Below are 18,286 nucleotides of genomic sequence, written 5' to 3' on the forward strand. Positions count from 1 at the left end.
CGCCGCAGGGGAAAACAGGAGGTAAAAATGTCAGACACGAAGGTCTATCTGCTTGACGGCGGCTCGCTGGTGCTCGACGGCTATCACGTCTACTGGAATCGCGGGCCGGGCGGTGAAGTACGCTTTCCCGTCTACTCGATCCTGGTCGAGCACGCTGAAGGTCGTTTCCTGATCGATACCGGCTTCGACTACGACCACGTGATGAAGGTTCTGCCTTTCGAGAAGCCGATCCAGAGCAAGGACCAGACCGTTCCGGGTGCGCTTGCGCTGCTTGGGTTGGAACCGAAGGACATCGACGTGGTGGTGAACTCGCACTTCCACTTCGACCATTGCGGCGGCAACAAATATTTCCCGCATGCCAAGAAGATCTGCCACAAGACCGAAGTGCCGCAGGCCTGTAACCCGCAACCTTTCGAGCATCTGGGCTATTCGGATCTGAGCTTCTCGGCGGAGGCCGCCGAGGCGCGCGGCGCGACTGGGCAACTGATGGAAGGCACCACGCGGGCGAACTCCACCTTCGAAGGCATCGACGGCGATGTCGAGCTTGCCAAGGGTGTCAAACTGATCTCGACGCCGGGCCATTCCATTGGCCATTACAGCCTCATGGTGAACTTCGGCAAGCGCAAGCCGATCCTGTTCACTATCGATGCGGCCTATACGCAAAAGAGCCTCGAGACTCTTTGCCAGGCCGCCTTCCATATCGATCCCGTTGCGGGCGTTGAATCCATGCGCCGCGTCAGGAAGCTCGCTGAGGATAACGATGCCGAGCTGATGTACTCGCACGACATGGAAAACTTCAAAACCTACCAGACCGGCACGCGGTTCTATGGCTGACGCCCGGGCATTTGGAGACCAGTTATGAGATATAAGGACAATGCGGATCCGGTGATCACGCTCACCTCGGGACCTGTAAACGCATATGCGGATGTGCTGCGCGGTCTCGGGCGCACCGTGCTTTACGATTACGATCCGGCGTTCCAGCTGTTTTATGAGAACGTCGTCGCCAAGGCGCAGAAGGCGATGCGTCTATCCACCCGGCCAGTGCTGCTGCAGGGCGAGCCGGTGATGGGGTTGGAGGCTGCGGCAGCTTCGCTGATTTCCAGCGAGGATGTCGTGCTCAACCTCGCTTCCGGCGTCTATGGCAAGGGCTTCGGCTACTGGGCCAAGCGCTATTCGCCGAACTTGCTTGAGATCGAGACGCCCTACAACGAGGCCATCGATCCGCAGGCCGTTGCCGACATGCTGAAGAAGCATCCGGAGATCACCATCGTCGCCGTCTGCCATCACGACACCCCGTCGGGCACGATCAACCCCATCGATGAGATCGGCGCGATCGTGTCGGCGCACGGCGCCTATCTGATCGTCGACGCCGTATCGTCCTTCGGCGGCATGAAGACCCACCCCGAAGACTGCAAAGCCGATCTTTACATCACCGGCCCTAACAAGTGCCTAGGCGCGCCTCCCGGCCTGACCATGATGGGTGTGAGCGATCGCGCCTGGGCCAAGATGAAGGCAAACCCTGCGGCGCCGCGCGCTTCGGTGCTGAGCATTCTCGATTGGGAAAATGCCTGGTCGCACAAGCATCCGTTCCCGTTCACGCCATCCGTTGCGGAGATCAATGGTCTCGATGTGGCGCTGGATCTTTACCTGAACGAAGGCCCGGAAGCGGTCTGGGCTCGCCACGCGCTGACCGCCAAAGCCACGCGTGCGGGCGCGCAGGCCATGGGGCTTTCAATCTGGGCAGCAAACGAGAAGATTGCTTCGCCCACCACCACCGCAATCCGCGCGCCGGTGGGTGTGGACGAAGTGGCGCTGCGTCAGGCGGTGCGTGAACGTTATGGCGTCGTGTTCTCGTCAGGCCGTGGCGAGACGCTCGGAAAGCTGACCCGTATCGGCCACATGGGCCCGACCGCGCAGCCGATCTATGCGGTCGCGGCGCTGACCGCGCTAGGCGGCGCACTGAACGCGATGGGCCAGAAGCTGGCCATCGGCAGGGGCATCGATGCCGCGCTCGCGGTCATCGATGCCGACGAATGATTTTTCAACAGGGATTGAGGGGAGATTGGTCATGAGCAACCGGCTCGCAGGAAAGACGGCTCTGGTTACCGGAGCGGCACAGGGCATCGGCAGGGCAATTGCCAAGCGGTTGGCGGCGGATGGCGCCGCAGTCATCATCGGCGACATCAATGCGGAAGGCGCCAAGGCCGCCGCCTCTTCCATCGGCGGCAAGGCGCGTGCCTTCGCGCTCGACGTTTCCGATCCGGCTTCGGTGAAGGCGCTGTTCTCGGAACTCGACAAGACCGGCGGCGTGGACATCCTGGTCAACAATGCAAGCATCGTGCCCTTCGTTGCGTGGGACGACGTTGATCTCGACCATTGGCGCAAGATCATCGACGTCAACCTGACGGGGACCTTCCTCGTCACGCGTGCGGCGACCGACCAGATGCGTACGGCCAACAAGCCAGGCCGTGTGATCAGCATCTCGTCCAACACCTTCTTTGCCGGCACGCCGAATATGGCGGCCTATGTGGCGGCGAAAGGCGGCGTAATCGGCTTCACCCGCGCCTTGGCGACCGAGCTTGGTAAGCACAACATCACTGCCAATGCAGTGACGCCGGGCCTCATCGAGAGCGACGGCGTCAAGGCCGGCCCGCATAACGAGGCGTTCGGCTTCGTTGAGATGCTTCAGGCCATGCCCGGCAAAGGCCAGCCTGAGCATATCGCCGACGTGGTGGCCTTCCTCGCGTCCGACGACGCGCGCTGGATCACCGGCCAGACGCTGAATGTCGATGCCGGCATGGTCCGGCACTGAAGATCGGATCCTGGGCGCATAATGGTCGCAGCGCCCTGGCGCCCAGGTGGTTCACGCTCCGAGTTACTTGTGTAACCGGTGGCGTGATCTGCCTGGGCAGTTAGTATCAATCACGGCAGCACTTCGCCTCTGCCGTTTTGGCTGGCGCGCGCAATTTCTGAAGGACTAGAGTTTTGGAACAAGCACTTGATCCGTCGATGTTCGACGGCCAGACAATCGTCGCGCTGATCGCCGGCTTCGCCGCCACCGGCGTCATTTCCGGCATCCTCGCCGGCCTGCTCGGCGTCGGCGGCGGCATCGTCATCGTGCCGGTGCTGTTCTGGGTGCTGACGCTGTTCCACTTCCCGGCCTCGATCACCAGTCATCTCGCCGTTGCCACCTCGCTGGCGATCATCATCCCGACCTCGATTTCGTCGATGCGGGCCCACGCCAAGCGTGGCAATGTCGATCACGCGCTGTTGAGCCTCTGGGGGCCGGCGGTGTTCGTCGGCGCATTGATCGGCGGCATCATGTCGAAGTTCATCCCCGGCGGCGGCTTGCGCCTGGTGTTTGGCGTGGTCGGTCTTCTGGTGGCCATCAACCTGTCGATGCCCAAGCATCTGGTCATTTCCGATCACCTGCCGAAAAGCGCCTGGGTCAACCGCGCCATCGCGACCGTCATCGGCTTCATCTCCGCGCTGATGGGGATCGGCGGCGGCACGCTGTCGGTGCCGACGCTGGCAAGCTTTTCCTTCCCCGTCCACCGCGCGGTCGGCACCTCGTCGGCGCTCGGCCTGCTGATTGCCATTCCGGGCGTCGCCGGCTTCATCTGGGCGGGGCTCAGTGTTGCTGGACGGCCGCCGCTCAGCCTCGGCTTCGTCAGCCTGCCGGCGGTGCTGATCATCGCGCCGATCAGCTATCTGCTCGCCCCCTGGGGCGCGCATCTCGCGCATGTGCTGAACGCGCGCTATCTGAAGCTTGCTTTCGCTTTCTTTCTCGCAATCACAGCTGCCAGGATGCTCATCTCTTAGGCGTTTCGCTTAATGGCCGATGCATCAAGCGCCGGTCAGCAGTTTCGCACTCGGCGGGAAGTGCTCTGCAAATCCTTGAACGCTTCGTATCGTTCGGAGTGGACTCCCGCCAGGGGGCCCTCAGCGGGACGGTAAACACGAGCGGTGCCGGACAGGCTCGCCATCGCCTGGCGAACATCGGCAAACGCACCGGCGGCTACCGCACCCAGGATAGCGGACCCGAGGAGGACCGGCTCGTCCGAATTTGGCGCGACAACCGGTTTACCGCTGGCGTCGGCAAGGATCTGGCGGACGAAATCATGCTGGCCCGCACCGCCGCTGATGACGATCTGGTCCACATTTGCACCGGCGGTGGCCTGGGTGTCGATGATCTGCTTCAGCCCATAGCCGATGCCGCAGATCCCCGCGACATAGAGCGCCACGAGGCTGTCGAGGTCCCGCTCCATCCCGAGGCCCGCAATCACGGCGCGGGCATGAGGATCAGCGAAGGGAGCACGATTGCCGAGGAACTCCGGTACGACATGCAGACCGGTCGCCAGGCGCACGGCCTCGGATGAAGTGCCCATCTTTTCCGCCGCAAGGTCGGCAAGCATGACCGGCAGGGCCATGCCCTTTGATGCAGCCAGGGCTGCTACCTCCTGAGCCGCTGGATGGAAGCGAAGAAGCTGGTCTATGGCGGCGCCCGCCGCGCTTTGGCCGCCCTCGTTGAGCCACATGCCCGGCACCATGGCCGAGTAGTACGGGCCCCAGACACCGGGGACGAAAACCGGCTCTGCCGTGGAGGTCATCGTGCAGGAGGAGGTACCGAAGACATAGGCGAGATTGCGTTCGGGCTGCCCGCCGATGCCAACGGTCCCAATGCCGCCCGCGTGAGCGTCGATCATGCCGGCGGCGATTGACGTGCCGGGCCTGAGCCCCATGGCCTGCGCCGCCTCTTCCGTCAGCCCCTGACCCAGCAGAGTGCCGGGTTCGACGATACGAGTGCCGATCCGCGAAAAGTCTTCGTCCGCGAGCTGACCGAGGCCGATCTTGCGGAAATAGGTCGAATCCCACCGCTGCTCATGGGCAAGGTAGGTCCATTTGCAGGTGACCGTGCAGGTCGAACGGGCAAGATCGCCTGTCGCTCGCCAGGTGAGGAAATCGGCAAGGTCGAAGAACTGCCAGGCGGCATCAAAAACCTGCGGGCGGTTCTCCTTCAGCCACAGGATCTTCGGCGTCTCCATCTCAGGTGAGATGCGCCCGCCGACATAGCGCAGCACGTCATGTCCGAGCTCATTGATGCGCTCGGCCTGCGAAACGGCGCGATGGTCCATCCAGACGATGATGTCGCGGTTGGGGTCCTCGGAGGGGCCAACCGGGAGCGGCCTGCCGCCTTCGCCCAGCGCCACAAGGGAGCAGGTGGCATCGAAGCCGAGACCGATCACCGATGCGGGATCGACGCCTGCGGATGCCACCACTTCGCGCACGATGGCGCATACGGCCTGCCAGATTTCGGTGCTCGACTGCTCGACCATGGCGCCCGGCTCGCGGAACAGGGATATGTCCCGCTTGGCTACCGAGAGCATGCGACCGCCAAGGTCGAACAGGCCGGCGCGCGCGCTTCCTGTCCCGACATCGACGCCGATGACGTAAGTAGCGCTCTCCGGCGCCGGCGTGCCAGACGTGTTGCTCATGGTCTCAAGCTCTCAAAAGGTCTTTAAGTATCGAGGGCGGACGTGACCTCGTCGCCAATCTCAGAGATCGACACTGTTCGGCAAGATCACGAGGTCGCGGATCGTCACGTTGCGGGGCCGCGAAAGCATGAAGAGCACTGCCTCGGCCACTTCCTTCGGCTGCATCAGGCTGCCATTGGCAAGCGCTTCTTCCATCTTGGCTTTGGGCCAGTCATCCAGAAGGGCCGTGACCACCGGACCGGGCAACACTGCGCCGACACGCACGCCGTACTGGGCGACCTGCCGGCGGGTCGAATGCACAAAGGCCTGAACGGCAAACTTGGAGGCCGTGTAGATCGGTTCCCAGACGACCGGCACGACACCGGCGATCGAGCTGGTAAAGAGAATATCGCCTGATTTCTGCGCTATCATATGCGGCAGGACCGCGTGGACGGAGCGGAACGCAGCATTGATGTTGAGGTTCAGCATCCGATCCCAGGCGTCCGGATCGCCTTCCGCCACCGCGCCGCCGATATAGGCGCCAGCATTGGCGTGGAAGATATCGAGCCGGCCAGCGACCTCGAGGATGCGCGGCAGCATGCCGGAGACTTCTTCAGGTGCGAGAAGGTCGACGACCAGCGGCTTGGCGCGATCGCCAAGTTCCGCGCACAGGGCCTCAAGCTTGTCCTTGGCGCGGTCGATTAACACGACGGTCGCGCCTTCGGCGAGAAGCGTGCGGGCGCATTCCAGCCCGATGCCAGAAGCCGCACCGGTGATCGCTGCGACCTTGCCTTTCATGAGTTCTGCCATGTCGAATTCCTATTGGGTATTGTCAGGCGCGGCCGTGGCTGACGCGAGACCGGCGGGCGAGCGAGTCGACGATGACGGCGATCGCAAGCACCGCGCCCGTGATCATGTAGCGCAAGGACGAGCTGAGATTGAGAAGCGTAAGTCCATTGGAAATCGCCTGGATGACGATGATGCCCAACAGTGCGGAATAGGCGCTGCCCCGGCCGCCGAAAAGGCTGGTTCCGCCGATGACGGCTGCCGCGATAGCGTTCAGGTTGACGTCACCGGTGCCGGCCTGCTGGCTCGAAGAAGCCAGGCGGGAAGCGGCAAGGATGCCGCCCAGCGCGCCAAGCGTGGAGCAAAGCATGAAGCCGCTGAGATAGATCCGGCGAACATTGATGCCAGAGCGGCGAGCGGCTTCGCGGTTGCCGCCGACGGCGAACATGGAGCGGCCCCATTTGGTCTGGGTGAGCGCGTAATTGAGGATGACGACCAGCGCGACGAACAGGCCAAACATCCACGGCACGCCGCGGCCGAGATTGAGATAGTAGACAGCGAATTCGAGCGCCGCGGTCAGCACGAGGGCCTTTACGATCAAAGCACCCAGCGGCCGGGACGAGAGATTGACGGCCTGGCGGCGCCGGCGATTGTTGAGACCGACGGCAATCATGACCAATCCAGGCAGGAAGGCCAGGGTGTGCGAGACCCAATGCGGCATGACCATGACCTGGCCGAAGCGGACCAGCGGCGAGGCGTAAGGCAGATTGATGCTGCCGGTCGGCCCCAGGATGTAAAGCTGCAGGCCGAGCAGCGCGAGCAGGCCGGCAAGGGTGGCCACGAAGCTCGGCATGCCGAGCCGGTTGTAGAGCACCGCATAAAGCGCACCAACGGCCGCACCGACGAGCAGCGCCACAAAGATGGCACCGGCAACCGGCCAGCCGGAGTTGACCCACAGCACACCGATGATCGCAGAAGCGAGACCGCTCATCGAGCCGACGGAGAGATCGATTTCTCCAAGCAGCAGCACACAGACGATGCCAAGCGAGATGACACCGACAGTCGCGCAGTCGAACAGCAGGTTCACGAGGTTGTTCGGTGCCAGGAAGACCGGATTGAGGATGCTGAAGACCGTCGAAATCACCACCAGTCCGACGGCGACGGGCAACATGCCCAGATCACCGGAGCGGATGCGGTCGATGAAGCCGCGCACCATGTCAAGAATGCCCTCGTCATGCTTGACGCGTTCGTCACTGCGGTCGAGGGCCTTGGCCTGGTTCGCCGGATCCTTGGAAATCTGCTGGGTCATGCGGTTGTTCCGCCTACGCTGGTACTCTGGACCACCTTGCGTTCGTGACGGCGCGATACCGCGTTTTCCGTAGCGCCCGTGATGGCCGTGACAAGTTCATGGTTGGAGGCGTCAGGGGTGAAGACCCCGTTGTTGCGACCGAGCCGCAAGACCACGATGCGGTCTGCAACGGCGCGGACATCCTCCATGTTGTGACTGATGATGATGACGCCGAGGCCGCGGTCGCGGACGCGCTCGATCAGGTTCAATACTTCCGCCGTCTGCGCGACGCCGAGTGCGGCAGTCGGCTCGTCGAGCATGATGATCTTGGGATCGAGCAGCAACGACCGGGCGATTGCGACGGTCTGGCGTTGGCCCCCCGACAGCGAAGCGATCGGCTGTCGTACCGACGGGATGCGCGCGGCGAGCTCCTTCAGCAGGGTCCAGGCCCGCACTTCCATCGCCACCTCATCGAGATTCCAGGGCGAAAGCTCGTGTCCCAGGAAGAGATTGGCGACGACGTCGAGGTTTTCGCAGAGTGCCAGATCCTGGAAGACCGTGGCGATGCCAAGTTCGAGCGCCCGGCTCGGGCTGTCGAGCGTAACCTGCCGGCCGCAGAATTCGATGCTGCCCGAGGAGGCTTGGTGGACGCCTGCCAGGATCTTGATCAGGGTCGACTTGCCGGCGCCGTTGTCGCCCACCAGGGCCACGACCTCACCTGCGTGAACCTCTAGGTCGATGTCGGTCAATGCCGACACGGCTCCGAAATTCTTGGAAACCTGGCTCAGCCGCAAAATGGGGCTGCCCCTTTCCGGCATTGCGCTGACTTCTCGCACCATGGCTGAACGCTCTTTTGGACGCTGCGGTGTGCCCGGCCGGACCAAGCCGGCCGGACACTCTCGGGAGGATATTACTGGGTAATACCGAGTTTCTTGCAACCTTCAGCATATTCGCCGGTGCAGACTTCCTCGGGCTTCTGGATACCCTTATCGAAGATTTCCGCCTTGATGTTCTCGGCGGTCACGACGGCCGGGACGAAGAGCTCGGACGGCGTGTTGTAGAGGGTTGCCTTCGGCTCGGGCGTCTCACCCTTGACCAGCTGCACGGCAACCTTGGCCGCAGCCGCGGCGACGATCTCGGACGGCTTGGAGATCGTGTTGTACTGGTCGCCGGAGATGATCAGCTGCAGCGCGGCGATCGTGGCGTCGTTGCCCGTGACCGGAGGAACCGGCTTCACGCCTGCAGCCTTGAAGGCCGCGATGGCGCCACCTGCCGTGCCGTCGTTTGCAGCGACCACGCCCTTGATCTCGTCACCGAACCGGGTGACCTGGCCGGCCGCCCATTCCTGAGCTTTCGGCGGCGCCCATTCCGGCGTGTCGAATTCGGCGAGCGTCTTGTAGCCCGAGTCCTTCAGGCCGCGATGGATACCGTCACGGATGAGGCCAGCCGCGGCATCGGTCGGAGAACCGTTGATCTCCAGCACGCCCGAACCTTCCGCAACGCCGCTTGCCTTCAGATGATCCACCAGCGACTTGGCAATCGCATAACCGATGCCTTCATTGTCGAAGGAGACGTAGTAGTCGGCGGCCTTGTCCGGGATCGGGCGGTCATAGGCGATGACCTTCACGTCCTGGGAATGGGCGATCTCGACGAGCCCGGCGGCAGCCGCGGAATCGACAGGGTCGAGCACGATGACCTTGGCGCCCTGGGCGATCACCGAGTTGAACTGCTGCTGCTGCAAAGCCGCGTCGGCATTTGCATTCTGGTAGATAACGGTGCAGCCGGCGCAGAGCTTCTCCATCTCGGCCTTGAAGCCCGGATAGTCGTGCTCCTCATAGCGCGTCGACGCCTGATCGGGCATCAGGAACGCGACCGTTGCCGACTCCTGGGCATAGGCCGCGCCCGCGAACATGGCGGCGGCGGCGGTGGTTGCCATCAACATAGTGCGAAAAATCATTTGTCTCCTCCTTGAGTGACCAATAACTCGTGTCGAGAGGTCCGGTTTAATGCCCAAGGCCCCGTTGCCCCTTTTTTGAGCAAAGCGCGCAAATCACCCTCCGACATCGACACGAGCCGACCCGGCCATGATTGTGGATTCTACCCGGACGTCTCCCCGGTCGACCCTACACAGCCAACCAACTTCACCGATTGAGCAGATTAGCTCAATCGATGTAGCAAAAATTGCCACCTCCGGTTATTAATGTCAAGCTAGTGTCCGAAGGGGAGACAAGCGTTCGTGAATCGAGACAAGCAGACCAAGAAGACGACCATCTACGACCTGGCCGCGCTCGCCGGCACGTCCGCGAGTGCGGTCAGCGCGGTGTTGAGCGGCAACTGGAAGAAACGCAGGATAAGCAGCCAGTTAGCCGACAAAATCACGCGCCTCGCCGAAGAGCAGGGCTATGCCGTCAACATGCAGGCGAGCCTTCTCAGGCGGGAGAAGTCAAAGATCATCGGCATGATCGTCCCCAAATACGACAACCGCTATTTCGGCTCGATCGTCGAGACGTTCGAAAACATGGCGCGAGAGCGGGGGCTGTTTCCGATCATCACCTGCACGCGACGAGATCCCGCGCTCGAGATCGAGGCTGCGCGCACCATGCTTTCCTATCAGGTCGAATGGCTGGTCGCGACCGGCGCTACTGATCCCGACCGGATCACCGATATCTGCGCCGCGTCTGGCGTCAAAAGCCTCAACCTTGATCTGCCGGGATCGCGGGCACCCTCGGTGATCTCGGACAATTTCGCCGGCGCCAGGGAACTGACCCGGAGAGTTCTGGCAAATTGCGAGCGCAAGCTGGGCCAGGCCTCGCCGCTGCTGTTCATTGGCGGACGCGGCAGCGACCACAACACCGCCGAACGTGTGCGCGGCTTCCGCGCTGCCCATGCGGAAGTGGGCGTGGCGGTCGATGAAAGCCATATCCTGGCCTGCGGCTACGCGCCGGAGAAAGCTGAAAACGCTCTCGATGCCTTGGCGAGTCGGGAGACGCACCTGCCGCAAGGCATGTTCGTCAATTCGACGATATCGCTGGAAGGGGTGATGCGCTGGATCCGGCGATCGGGCCATTATGATGGCCGGCCACCGATCATAGGCTGTTTCGACTGGGATCCCTTCGCCGCGCTGCTCGGCGACAGCATCGAAATGGTCCGCCAGGACGTCCCGGGCATGCTCAACGCTGTGTTCGATATCATAGATCAGGGTTCAAGCCAGTCGTCGCTGATCGAGGTTGCGCCTGTCTTCATGGGTAGCGCGTGACAGGTGGCAGATGGCGTCGGCAACCTAGCGAGCAAGGCCAATCACCCGTCCATTCCTGTGGCTCTCCGACGTCGTGGCTGAACAACAGAACCGGAAGTCGCTTGGCAGCGGCCCGATCGAACGCAAAGCGGCGAAACTCACGCCGCAGGTTGGAACCCAGTTTCGAAAAGGGTTCATCGAGGAGCAGCGCCTTCGGTACCGCATTGAGGCAACACTGGTGCGCTGACCGTCCAAAGGCGTCGCAGGATCTCTGTCTCGAACTGCCAGCACCGAAAGCCCCGGACAACATCAGGGCCAGCGGTCATATCGTGCCGCACAAACAGGCCGGAGACATGGCATCGCCCGCTGATCCCGTTTGATCTCGCGCCAAAACTTGACGCTGGATGCCTCCGGGTCCAGATTCCCACACGGGCTAGGGGTGAATTGAATGACATGCCACTCTCGATTGTCGGCGCATTTCAAAGCTGACGAACGCCCGTTGAAAGGAGACAACCGTGAAGAACAAATCGCTCATCGCGCTGGCCGCGTTGCTTGCTTCCGGCCTCACGCTCACATTCGGTGTGCCGTCCGCGGCAATTGCTGCTGACGGCGCGACTAACATCGTCGTCGGCGCGGACACCACCTTCCCACCTTTCGAGACCGAGACGAGCGGTGAGGTCACCGGGTTCGATATCGACCTGATCAAGGCGATCGCCGAGGCCGAGAACATGACGGTCACCCTAAAGACGCTGCCGTTCAACGGGATCATCCCCAGCCTGCAGGCCGGCTCGCTCGACGCGGCCGTGGCCGGAATCACGATCAAGACCAGCCGCCTGCAGAATGTCGATTTCAGCGACGCCTACTACAAGTCCGGACTTTCGGTCCTGGTCAAGAAGGACTCCGACATCAAAGGTTTCGACGATCTGAAGGGCCATGTTGTCGCGACCAAGAAGGCCACCTCGTCGGTTGACTATCTAACCGACCACGGTTTCCCGTCCGACTATATCAAGCAGTTCCAGACCATCGACGCCGCCTATCAGGCGCTCGCGACCGGCGGGGCTGACGCGGTCATCTTCGACAATCCGGTCAACATCGACTTCAAGACCAAGCACGGCAACGTCAAGACCGTGGGGCCGCTCCTGACGGGCGAGTATTATGGCATCGCCGTCAGCAAGAAGAAGCCCGAGCTGGCCGCCAAGATCAATGACGGACTGGCCAAGATCAAGGAGAGCGGAGAATACAAGAAGCTCTTCGAGAAATATTTCGGCGGCGATTTGAGTGGCGCGGTCGAGGGCGTGGAGAAGCCGGACTCCGTCGCGGTCAAGGACTGAGGATCGTCCCGGCACGATCAATATCCGGCGGTTTCGCCGGGCGGAACGCGCGGCGCGCGATTGGCCCCGCGCACTTGCGCGTAGATTGATGCGAGAGAAGGATAACTCGGGGGACGTCCATGGACGCCATCTGGCAAAACCTACCTGTCATCCTGGTCGGTCTGCGCTTGACGATCCAGTATTCGATCGTTGCCATCATCCTGATGGTGGTCATCGGCTTGATCGCGGCGCTGATGCGGCTTTCAAAGTTTGCGCCGCTGCGGTGGATCGCTACCGCCTATGTCGAGATTTTCCGGTCGACTCCGCTTCTGGTGCAGCTTTTCTTCATCGTTCTGGGGCTGCCCGCCATTCTGCCGGTCAACGAATGGTTCGGGCAGTTGTGGTATCCGATCCTCGCGGCCGCGCTGACACTCAGCCTGAACGAGGGCGCCTACGTCACCGAGATCATCCGCGCGGGCATCCTTGGCGTCGACCGAGGCCAGAAGGAGGCAGCGCAGAGCATCGGCATGAACGGCTTCCAGACGATGCGCTATATCGTCCTGCCGCAGGCGTTCAAGCGGATGATCCCGCCGCTGGTCAACCAGGCGGCCCAGACGATCAAGGACACTTCGCTCCTGGCTCCCGTCGGCATCGCCGAGCTGGTCTACAAGGGCGAGATCGTGATCGCGGAAACTTTCGCGTCCTTTGCGATCTGGGGCCTCATTGCGGTGCTATACTTTATCCTTATCTTCTTGCTGTCGAAGTTCTCGTCCTATCTCGAGAGGAGGCTTCAAGTTGATAAACGTTAGAAACCTGCACAAGTCCTTCGGCCACAGTGAAATCCTCAAGGGGATAAGCACCCATGTGGAGGAAAAGGAAGTCGTCGTCGTCATCGGTCCCTCGGGAAGCGGCAAGAGCACATTCCTGCGCTGCCTGAACGGGCTGGAGACGGCCACCAGCGGCGAAATCGAAATCGCTGGAATGACGTTGACCGATCCGAAGACCAACATCCACAAGCTACGCCAGCATGTCGGCATGGTGTTCCAGCAGTTCAACCTCTTCAAGCACCTGACAATCCTGGAGAACATCACGATCGGGCCGCGCAAGGTGAAGAAGATCCCTGCGGAGGAGGCCAACAGGATCGCGCGCGAGCTTCTGGCCAAGGTCGGCCTCGTGGGGAAGGAGACAAACTATCCCGACGAACTCTCCGGCGGCCAGCAGCAGCGCGTGGCGATCGCCCGCGCGCTCGCGATGGGGCCGAACGTGATGCTCTTCGACGAGCCGACCTCCGCGCTCGATCCCGAAATGGTCGGCGAGGTGCTGCAAGTCATGAAGGCGCTTGCGGTCGAGGGAATGACGATGGTCGTGGTCACCCACGAAATGGGTTTCGCGCGCGAAGTGGGCCATAGGGTGATCTTCATGGATGACGGCCTCATCCTCGAGGAAGGGCCGCCCAAGGAGCTTTTCTCAAACCCGCAGAGAAACCGAACGAAAAGTTTCCTGGCAAAGATCCTGTAGTGGTTCCAATTCGGCCGTTGTTACAGAACGCTCCACTTCTCTGCCGGGATCCTTGTCTTTACTCGGCAGGTGTCGACCGCAAATCCTGTTCGGGTAGCTTGTCGGCCTTAGCTTCCTTCTCGAGCCAAAGCTTGTGGTGCTCCTTCGCCCAGTTGACATCCACAGTGCCCTTGCCCATCGCCTCGAAGGCACCTTCCATGCCGATCGTTCCGATATAGATGTGAGCGAGCATCACCGCGAAGAACAGCACAGCTACGATGGAATGAACCATGTGTGCCGCGTGCATGTTGCCTATGTCGGTGCCGTAGAAGGGAAAGATCAGCACATAGCCGCTGATCGCCACCGCTGCGCCACCCAGCACGACGATCCAATAAATGGCCTTCTGGCCAGCATTGAACCTGTCCGCAGGCGGATGCTTGTGACCGACGATGCCACCACCGCGCTTCAGCCATTCGATGTCCGTCCTGTCGGGAATGTTCCCTCCAAGCCACATCAGGAAGATCAGCACCACGCCAATGGTGAAGGGGAAGCTGAGATAGTTGTGCGCATATTTGGCCCACACAGACCATGTCGAAAATGCGTCATGGCCGATCAATGGCATCAGCAACTTCTTGCCAAAAGTGATGTTGAGCCCCGACAATCCGAGCAGGATAAAGCAGGTCGCCGTCATCCAGTGCACGAAGCGTTCGAAGCCGTTGAAGCGGACGATGGTGCGGCCGGAGCGGCCGCTTTCCAGTCGCACCATGCCGCGCGTCAGATAGAAGGCGACCAGAACGGCGAGCATACCGAGTATGGCGATGGCGGCGATCCAACGTAGCGCGATTTCATGAAAGGCACGCCATTCGCGGCCCGCCGGCTGAATGAGCACCGCGGCCCTCTTGTCGGGTATGATGATGCGTCCGGTGATACGCGGCTCCTGCTGCAGAAGCTGCTGCTCGGTCACGCCTTGCGCCGTCGGATTGATGATCGTCGTTGCGGGCTGCTGCGTTTGTTCCTGGGCACTGATGGGAGAGGAAAGTGCTGCCAGTCCCGCTAGAGCGCAAGCGCCCGCGACATTGCGAATTGCGGCGGCAAGACTGCTCATCTGACATCCTCCCTTGCTCATGGCTGCCGGCCACAGCACTGCGGCGGCGGCAAGCCGTCACGACGGGCTAAACTTCTTCGCCGTAGGCCGTCTTCCAGCCCCAGGCGCCCGAGCTGTAGCCGCGCTGCTTCACCCGGTCGCGGAATATCTCCTCGATGACTTCGCCGTCGCCGGCCAGCAGCGACTTGGTCGCGCACATCTCGGCACAGAGCGGCAGCTTGCCCTCGGCGAGACGATTGGCGCCATATTTCTCATATTCCTCCTTGCTGCCGGTCACCTCCGGACCGCCGGCGCAGAAGGTGCATTTGTCCATCTTGCCGCGAGAACCGAAATTGCCGAGCCGCGGGTATTGCGGCGCGCCGAAGGGGCAGGCGTAGAAGCAGTAGCCGCAGCCGATGCACTGGTCCTTGGAGTGCAGCACCACACCGTCGTCGGTGGTGTAGATGCAGTTGACCGGGCACACCGCCATGCAGGGCGCGTCCGTGCAGTGCATGCAGGCCATGGTCACCGAGCGCTCGCCCGGCTGGCCGTCATTGATGGTAACCACGCGGCGTCTGTTGATGCCCCACGGCACCTCGTGTTCGTTCTTGCAGGCGGTGACGCAAGCATTGCAGTCGATGCAGCGCTCGGCATCGCAGAGGAATTTCATCCGTGCCATTCTTGCCTCCTTATGCCGCCGTGATCTGGCAGAGCGTGGCCTTCGGTTCTTGCATACCGGTGGCCGGGTCGTAGCCGTAGGTGGTCATGGTGTTCGCGCTTTCGCCAAGAACTATGGGGTCGGCGCCATCCGGGTAGTTCGCACGCAGATCCTCACCGCCGAACCAGCCGCCGAAATGGAAGGGCATCCAGGCCACGCCCTTGCCCACTCGCTCCGTCACCAGCGCCCGCACCTTGGCCTTCGAGCTGTTTTCGGCGCCAGCCACCCAGACCCAGGCGCCGTTGACGATGCCACGTTCGCTGGCGTCGGCAGGGTTGATCTCGATGAACATGTTCTGCTGCAGTTCGGCGAGCCACGGATTGGAGCGCGTCTCCTCGCCACCGCCCTCGAACTCGACCAATCGGCCGGAAGTCAGGATGAGCGGGAATTGCTTGGCGACTTGCCTGTCCACCGCCGATTTCTGTACCGAGAAGCCAATATTGGGCAGGCGAAACTGCACTTCGTCCTGTCGCGTAGGGTATTTCTCCACCAGATCAACGCGCGGCGTATAGACTGGCTCGCGGTGAACCGGGACCGGGTCGGGCACGCCGAAGGCATTCATGCGGGCGCGAGCATTGCCATAAGGCACACACCCGTGCTTCATCGCCACGCGCTGGATGCCGCCGGAAAGGTCGGTCGACCAGGAAACCGCATCGGCCTTGTCGCCGCCGATCTTCTGGATGGTCGCCAGTTCGTCCGGCGCCAGGTCGTGGTCCCAACCGAGCTTCTTGAGCACGCCATAGGTGAATTCAGGATAGCCGTCCTGGATCTCCGAGCCGAGCGAATAAGAACCGGAGGCCAGCAGGTTGACACCATCCCGCTCCACTCCGAAACGGGCGCGGAACGTGCCGCCGCCGTCCATTACGTGCAGGCCGGTGTTGTAGAGCAGCGCTGTGCCGGGATGTTTGAGTTCAGGTTTGCCCCAGCAGGGCCATGGCAAGCCATAATAGTCACCCTTGGCCGGCCCGTTCGTGGCGCGCAGGGTAACCAGGTCGAAGTCCTTCTGGTTGGCCATGTGCAGCTTCAGCCGCTCGGGCGACTGCCCGCAATAGCCGGTGCTCCAGCTACCGCGATTCATCTCGCGCAATATGTCCTCGGCTTCCGGCAGATTGTTCTCGACCTTGATGTTCTTGAACATCTTGTCGGCGAAACCGAGCTTCTGGGCGATGAGATACATGATCTCCAGATCGTCCTTGGCCTCGAAGCTGGGCTTCACGATCTGCTCGCCCCATTGCAGCGAGCGGTTGGAGGCGACACGCGAGCCCTTTGCCTCGAACTGGGTGCAAGCCGGCAGCAGCCATGTTCCGTCCTTGCGCCCCGACTTGACTGACAGCGACGCCCAGGTGGTGGGGTGGGGATCGACCACCACCAAAAGGTCCAGTTTGGCCAGCGCCTTCAGCGATTCCGGGATGCGGGTGATGCTGTTGGAGGCGTGCCCCTGCACGAACATAGCCCGCACATTGTCCTTCTGATGCACCTGGTCCTTCGGCAGCAGCACCGCGTCGAACCAGCGCGTCAGCGGAATGCCCGGCGCCTCCATGATCTCCTTGCTGTCGAAGCGCGAGACGAACCAGTCGTAGTCCACCTCCCAGACGCGCGACCAATGCTTCCAGGCAGTGTCCTTGAGGCCGTAGTAGAAGGGCAGCGTCACGATATCGAGGCCGACATCGGTGGCGCCCTGAACATTGTCATGCCCGCGCAGGATGTTGGCGCCGGTGCCTGGCTTGCCGACATTGCCAGTCAGCAGCAGCAGGATGCAGCTGGTGCGAACATTGGCGGTGCCCACAGTGTGCTGGGTCTGGCCCATGCACCAGATCAGGGTTGCGGGCTTTTCGGTGGCAAACAGCTTGGCAATGTGCTCGACCTGCGCGCCCGGCACGCCGGTGACGCGCTCGACCTCGTCGGGCGGCCACTTTTCGATCTCTTTCAGGACATCGTCATAGCCATAGACGCGGCTCTGGATGAATTCCTTGTCCTCCCAGCCGTTCTTTACGATGTGCCACATCAGCCCGTAGAGGAAGGCAATGTCCGTTCCCGGCCGCAGCCGCACGTAGTCGGTGGCATGGGCGGCCGTGCGCGTCATGCGCGGGTCAACCACGATCATGTTGGCGTTGTTGAGCTCCTTGCCCTCCAGCATGTGCTGCATGGCGACCGGATGGGCCTCGGCCGCGTTGCTGCCGACATAGAGCAACGTCTTGGCGTTGCGCATGTCGTTAATGCTGTTGGTCATGGCGCCATAGCCCCAGGTGTTGGCGACGCCGGTGACGGTGGTGGAGTGGCAGATGCGGGCCTGATGGTCGGTATTGTTGGTGCCCCAGAAGGCGCCAAGCTTGCGGAACAGATAGGCGCCCTCGTTGGTGAACTTGGCCGAGCCCAGCCAGTAGACGGAATCCGCCCCGGACGTGCCGCGTATCTGCATGAACTTGTCGCAGATTGCGGAGATCGCCTCGTCCCAACTTGCCCGCTGCCACTCGCCATTAACCAGCTTCAGCGGATATTTGAGGCGCCGGTCGTTGTGCACCAGTTCGCGCACGGACGCGCCCTTGGCGCAATGCGAGCCGCGATTGATGGGGCTGTCGAAGCTCGGTTCCTGGCCGATCCAGACGCCGTTGGAAACTTCGGCAGTGACCGTGCAGCCGACCGCGCAATGGGTGCAGACGCTCTTGCGGATCTCGACGGCGGCACCCGGCGCCGGCGGCGGGCCAGCCTTGGCCTTACGCATATTGGCGAGCGGCAGGGCGCCGATGGTTGCCAGCCCTGCGGCGGCGAGCCCGGAGCGCCGTAGGAAGCTGCGTCGATCGAGGCGGGCGAGCCCCAGCCCTTCGGCGAAAGCTGCAAAATGGGTCTGGCGAGCAGGACGATCTGAACGCTTGATAAGCATATCACTCTCCCCG

16 protein-coding genes are annotated in these 18,286 nt (G+C 62.1%); 8 read left to right on the plus strand and 8 right to left on the minus strand.

Going from position 1 to position 18,286, the window contains the following annotated elements:
• Window positions 1–27 precede the first annotated feature (27 nt).
• The 4 genes from pldA (at window position 28) to M2281_RS10985 (ending at window position 3,822) form a co-directional block, all read left to right on the plus strand.
• Entirely contained in the window at window positions 28–834 is an 807-nt protein-coding gene (gene pldA, locus M2281_RS10970) for a 4-pyridoxolactonase (RefSeq protein WP_280821213.1), read from the plus strand.
• 24 nt (window positions 835–858) lie between these two features.
• Window positions 859–2,037 carry a pyridoxamine--pyruvate transaminase gene (gene ppaT, locus M2281_RS10975; RefSeq protein WP_280821214.1) on the plus strand — a complete coding sequence of 393 codons (1,179 nt, stop codon included), beginning with the start codon at window positions 859–861 and terminating at the stop codon, window positions 2,035–2,037.
• Between the two features lie 31 nt (window positions 2,038–2,068).
• Window positions 2,069–2,812: a pyridoxal 4-dehydrogenase, SDR-type gene (gene pldH, locus M2281_RS10980; RefSeq protein WP_280821215.1), complete on the plus strand. Its 744-nt coding sequence runs from the start codon at window positions 2,069–2,071 to the stop codon at window positions 2,810–2,812.
• A gap of 173 nt (window positions 2,813–2,985) precedes the next feature.
• Window positions 2,986–3,822 carry a sulfite exporter TauE/SafE family protein gene (locus tag M2281_RS10985; protein ID WP_280821216.1) on the plus strand — a complete coding sequence of 279 codons (837 nt, stop codon included), beginning with the start codon at window positions 2,986–2,988 and terminating at the stop codon, window positions 3,820–3,822.
• A gap of 35 nt (window positions 3,823–3,857) precedes the next feature.
• Here M2281_RS10985 and M2281_RS10990 read toward each other — a convergent pair whose 3' ends face one another.
• From M2281_RS10990 to M2281_RS11010, 5 genes are all read right to left on the minus strand, one after another.
• Window positions 3,858–5,495 carry an FGGY-family carbohydrate kinase gene (locus M2281_RS10990; RefSeq protein ID WP_280821217.1) on the minus strand — a complete coding sequence of 546 codons (1,638 nt, stop codon included), beginning with the start codon at window positions 5,493–5,495 and terminating at the stop codon, window positions 3,858–3,860.
• A 60-nt stretch (window positions 5,496–5,555) separates the two neighbouring features.
• Entirely contained in the window at window positions 5,556–6,284 is a 729-nt protein-coding gene (locus M2281_RS10995; protein ID WP_280821218.1) for an SDR family oxidoreductase, read from the minus strand.
• A 22-nt stretch (window positions 6,285–6,306) separates the two neighbouring features.
• Entirely contained in the window at window positions 6,307–7,569 is a 1,263-nt protein-coding gene (locus M2281_RS11000) for a sugar ABC transporter permease (RefSeq protein WP_280821219.1), read from the minus strand.
• On the minus strand, window positions 7,566–8,387 hold the full coding sequence (locus M2281_RS11005; RefSeq protein ID WP_280821220.1) for an ATP-binding cassette domain-containing protein: 822 nt from the start codon (window positions 8,385–8,387) through the stop codon (window positions 7,566–7,568). The genes M2281_RS11000 and M2281_RS11005 overlap by 4 nt, the downstream gene beginning before the upstream one ends.
• Before the next feature lie 71 nt (window positions 8,388–8,458).
• Window positions 8,459–9,505 carry an ABC transporter substrate-binding protein gene (locus M2281_RS11010; RefSeq protein WP_280821221.1) on the minus strand — a complete coding sequence of 349 codons (1,047 nt, stop codon included), beginning with the start codon at window positions 9,503–9,505 and terminating at the stop codon, window positions 8,459–8,461.
• A gap of 279 nt (window positions 9,506–9,784) precedes the next feature.
• On the opposite strand from M2281_RS11010, the gene M2281_RS11015 reads away from it, so the two are divergent.
• The 4 genes from M2281_RS11015 to M2281_RS11030 all read left to right on the plus strand — a co-directional run bounded on the left by M2281_RS11015 (window position 9,785) and on the right by M2281_RS11030 (window position 13,611).
• Window positions 9,785–10,804 carry a LacI family DNA-binding transcriptional regulator gene (locus tag M2281_RS11015; protein WP_280821222.1) on the plus strand — a complete coding sequence of 340 codons (1,020 nt, stop codon included), beginning with the start codon at window positions 9,785–9,787 and terminating at the stop codon, window positions 10,802–10,804.
• A gap of 494 nt (window positions 10,805–11,298) precedes the next feature.
• Entirely contained in the window at window positions 11,299–12,114 is an 816-nt protein-coding gene (locus M2281_RS11020) for a transporter substrate-binding domain-containing protein (protein ID WP_280821223.1), read from the plus strand.
• A gap of 119 nt (window positions 12,115–12,233) precedes the next feature.
• A complete protein-coding gene (locus M2281_RS11025) occupies window positions 12,234–12,902 on the plus strand; it encodes an amino acid ABC transporter permease (protein WP_280821224.1) in 669 nt (222 codons plus the stop codon).
• Window positions 12,889–13,611: an amino acid ABC transporter ATP-binding protein gene (locus M2281_RS11030; RefSeq protein WP_280821225.1), complete on the plus strand. Its 723-nt coding sequence runs from the start codon at window positions 12,889–12,891 to the stop codon at window positions 13,609–13,611. The genes M2281_RS11025 and M2281_RS11030 overlap by 14 nt, the downstream gene beginning before the upstream one ends.
• 58 nt (window positions 13,612–13,669) lie before the next feature.
• Here the strand turns inward: M2281_RS11030 and M2281_RS11035 are convergent, their stop codons facing one another.
• From M2281_RS11035 to M2281_RS11045, 3 genes are all read right to left on the minus strand, one after another.
• The gene (locus M2281_RS11035; protein ID WP_280821226.1) at window positions 13,670–14,695 is read right to left on the minus strand and encodes a formate dehydrogenase subunit gamma; all 1,026 of its coding nucleotides are present in this window, start codon (window positions 14,693–14,695) and stop codon (window positions 13,670–13,672) included.
• A 67-nt stretch (window positions 14,696–14,762) separates the two neighbouring features.
• Window positions 14,763–15,353, minus strand: coding sequence for a formate dehydrogenase FDH3 subunit beta (gene fdh3B / locus M2281_RS11040; RefSeq protein WP_280821227.1), 591 nt, complete (start codon window positions 15,351–15,353; stop codon window positions 14,763–14,765).
• 10 nt (window positions 15,354–15,363) lie between these two features.
• A complete protein-coding gene (locus M2281_RS11045) occupies window positions 15,364–18,273 on the minus strand; it encodes a formate dehydrogenase subunit alpha (protein WP_280821228.1) in 2,910 nt (969 codons plus the stop codon).
• Window positions 18,274–18,286: the final 13 nt, after the last annotated feature.

The organism is Pseudaminobacter soli (ex Li et al. 2025) (assembly GCF_029892515.1).
Lineage (GTDB): Bacteria > Pseudomonadota > Alphaproteobacteria > Rhizobiales > Rhizobiaceae > Pseudaminobacter > Pseudaminobacter soli_A.

Coding starts and splice junctions, on each gene's coding strand:
- pldA (WP_280821213.1), top strand. CDS start 28: ATGTCAGACACGAAGGTCTATCTGCTTGACGGCGGCTCGCTGGTGCTC.
- ppaT (WP_280821214.1), top strand. CDS start 859: ATGAGATATAAGGACAATGCGGATCCGGTGATCACGCTCACCTCGGGA.
- pldH (WP_280821215.1), top strand. CDS start 2,069: ATGAGCAACCGGCTCGCAGGAAAGACGGCTCTGGTTACCGGAGCGGCA.
- M2281_RS10990 (WP_280821217.1), bottom strand. CDS start 5,495: ATGAGCAACACGTCTGGCACGCCGGCGCCGGAGAGCGCTACTTACGTC.
- M2281_RS10995 (WP_280821218.1), bottom strand. CDS start 6,284: ATGGCAGAACTCATGAAAGGCAAGGTCGCAGCGATCACCGGTGCGGCT.
- M2281_RS11000 (WP_280821219.1), bottom strand. CDS start 7,569: ATGACCCAGCAGATTTCCAAGGATCCGGCGAACCAGGCCAAGGCCCTC.
- M2281_RS11005 (WP_280821220.1), bottom strand. CDS start 8,387: ATGGTGCGAGAAGTCAGCGCAATGCCGGAAAGGGGCAGCCCCATTTTG.
- M2281_RS11010 (WP_280821221.1), bottom strand. CDS start 9,505: ATGATTTTTCGCACTATGTTGATGGCAACCACCGCCGCCGCCGCCATG.
- M2281_RS11025 (WP_280821224.1), top strand. CDS start 12,234: ATGGACGCCATCTGGCAAAACCTACCTGTCATCCTGGTCGGTCTGCGC.
- M2281_RS11035 (WP_280821226.1), bottom strand. CDS start 14,695: ATGAGCAGTCTTGCCGCCGCAATTCGCAATGTCGCGGGCGCTTGCGCT.
- fdh3B (WP_280821227.1), bottom strand. CDS start 15,353: ATGGCACGGATGAAATTCCTCTGCGATGCCGAGCGCTGCATCGACTGC.
- M2281_RS11045 (WP_280821228.1), bottom strand. CDS start 18,273: ATGCTTATCAAGCGTTCAGATCGTCCTGCTCGCCAGACCCATTTTGCA.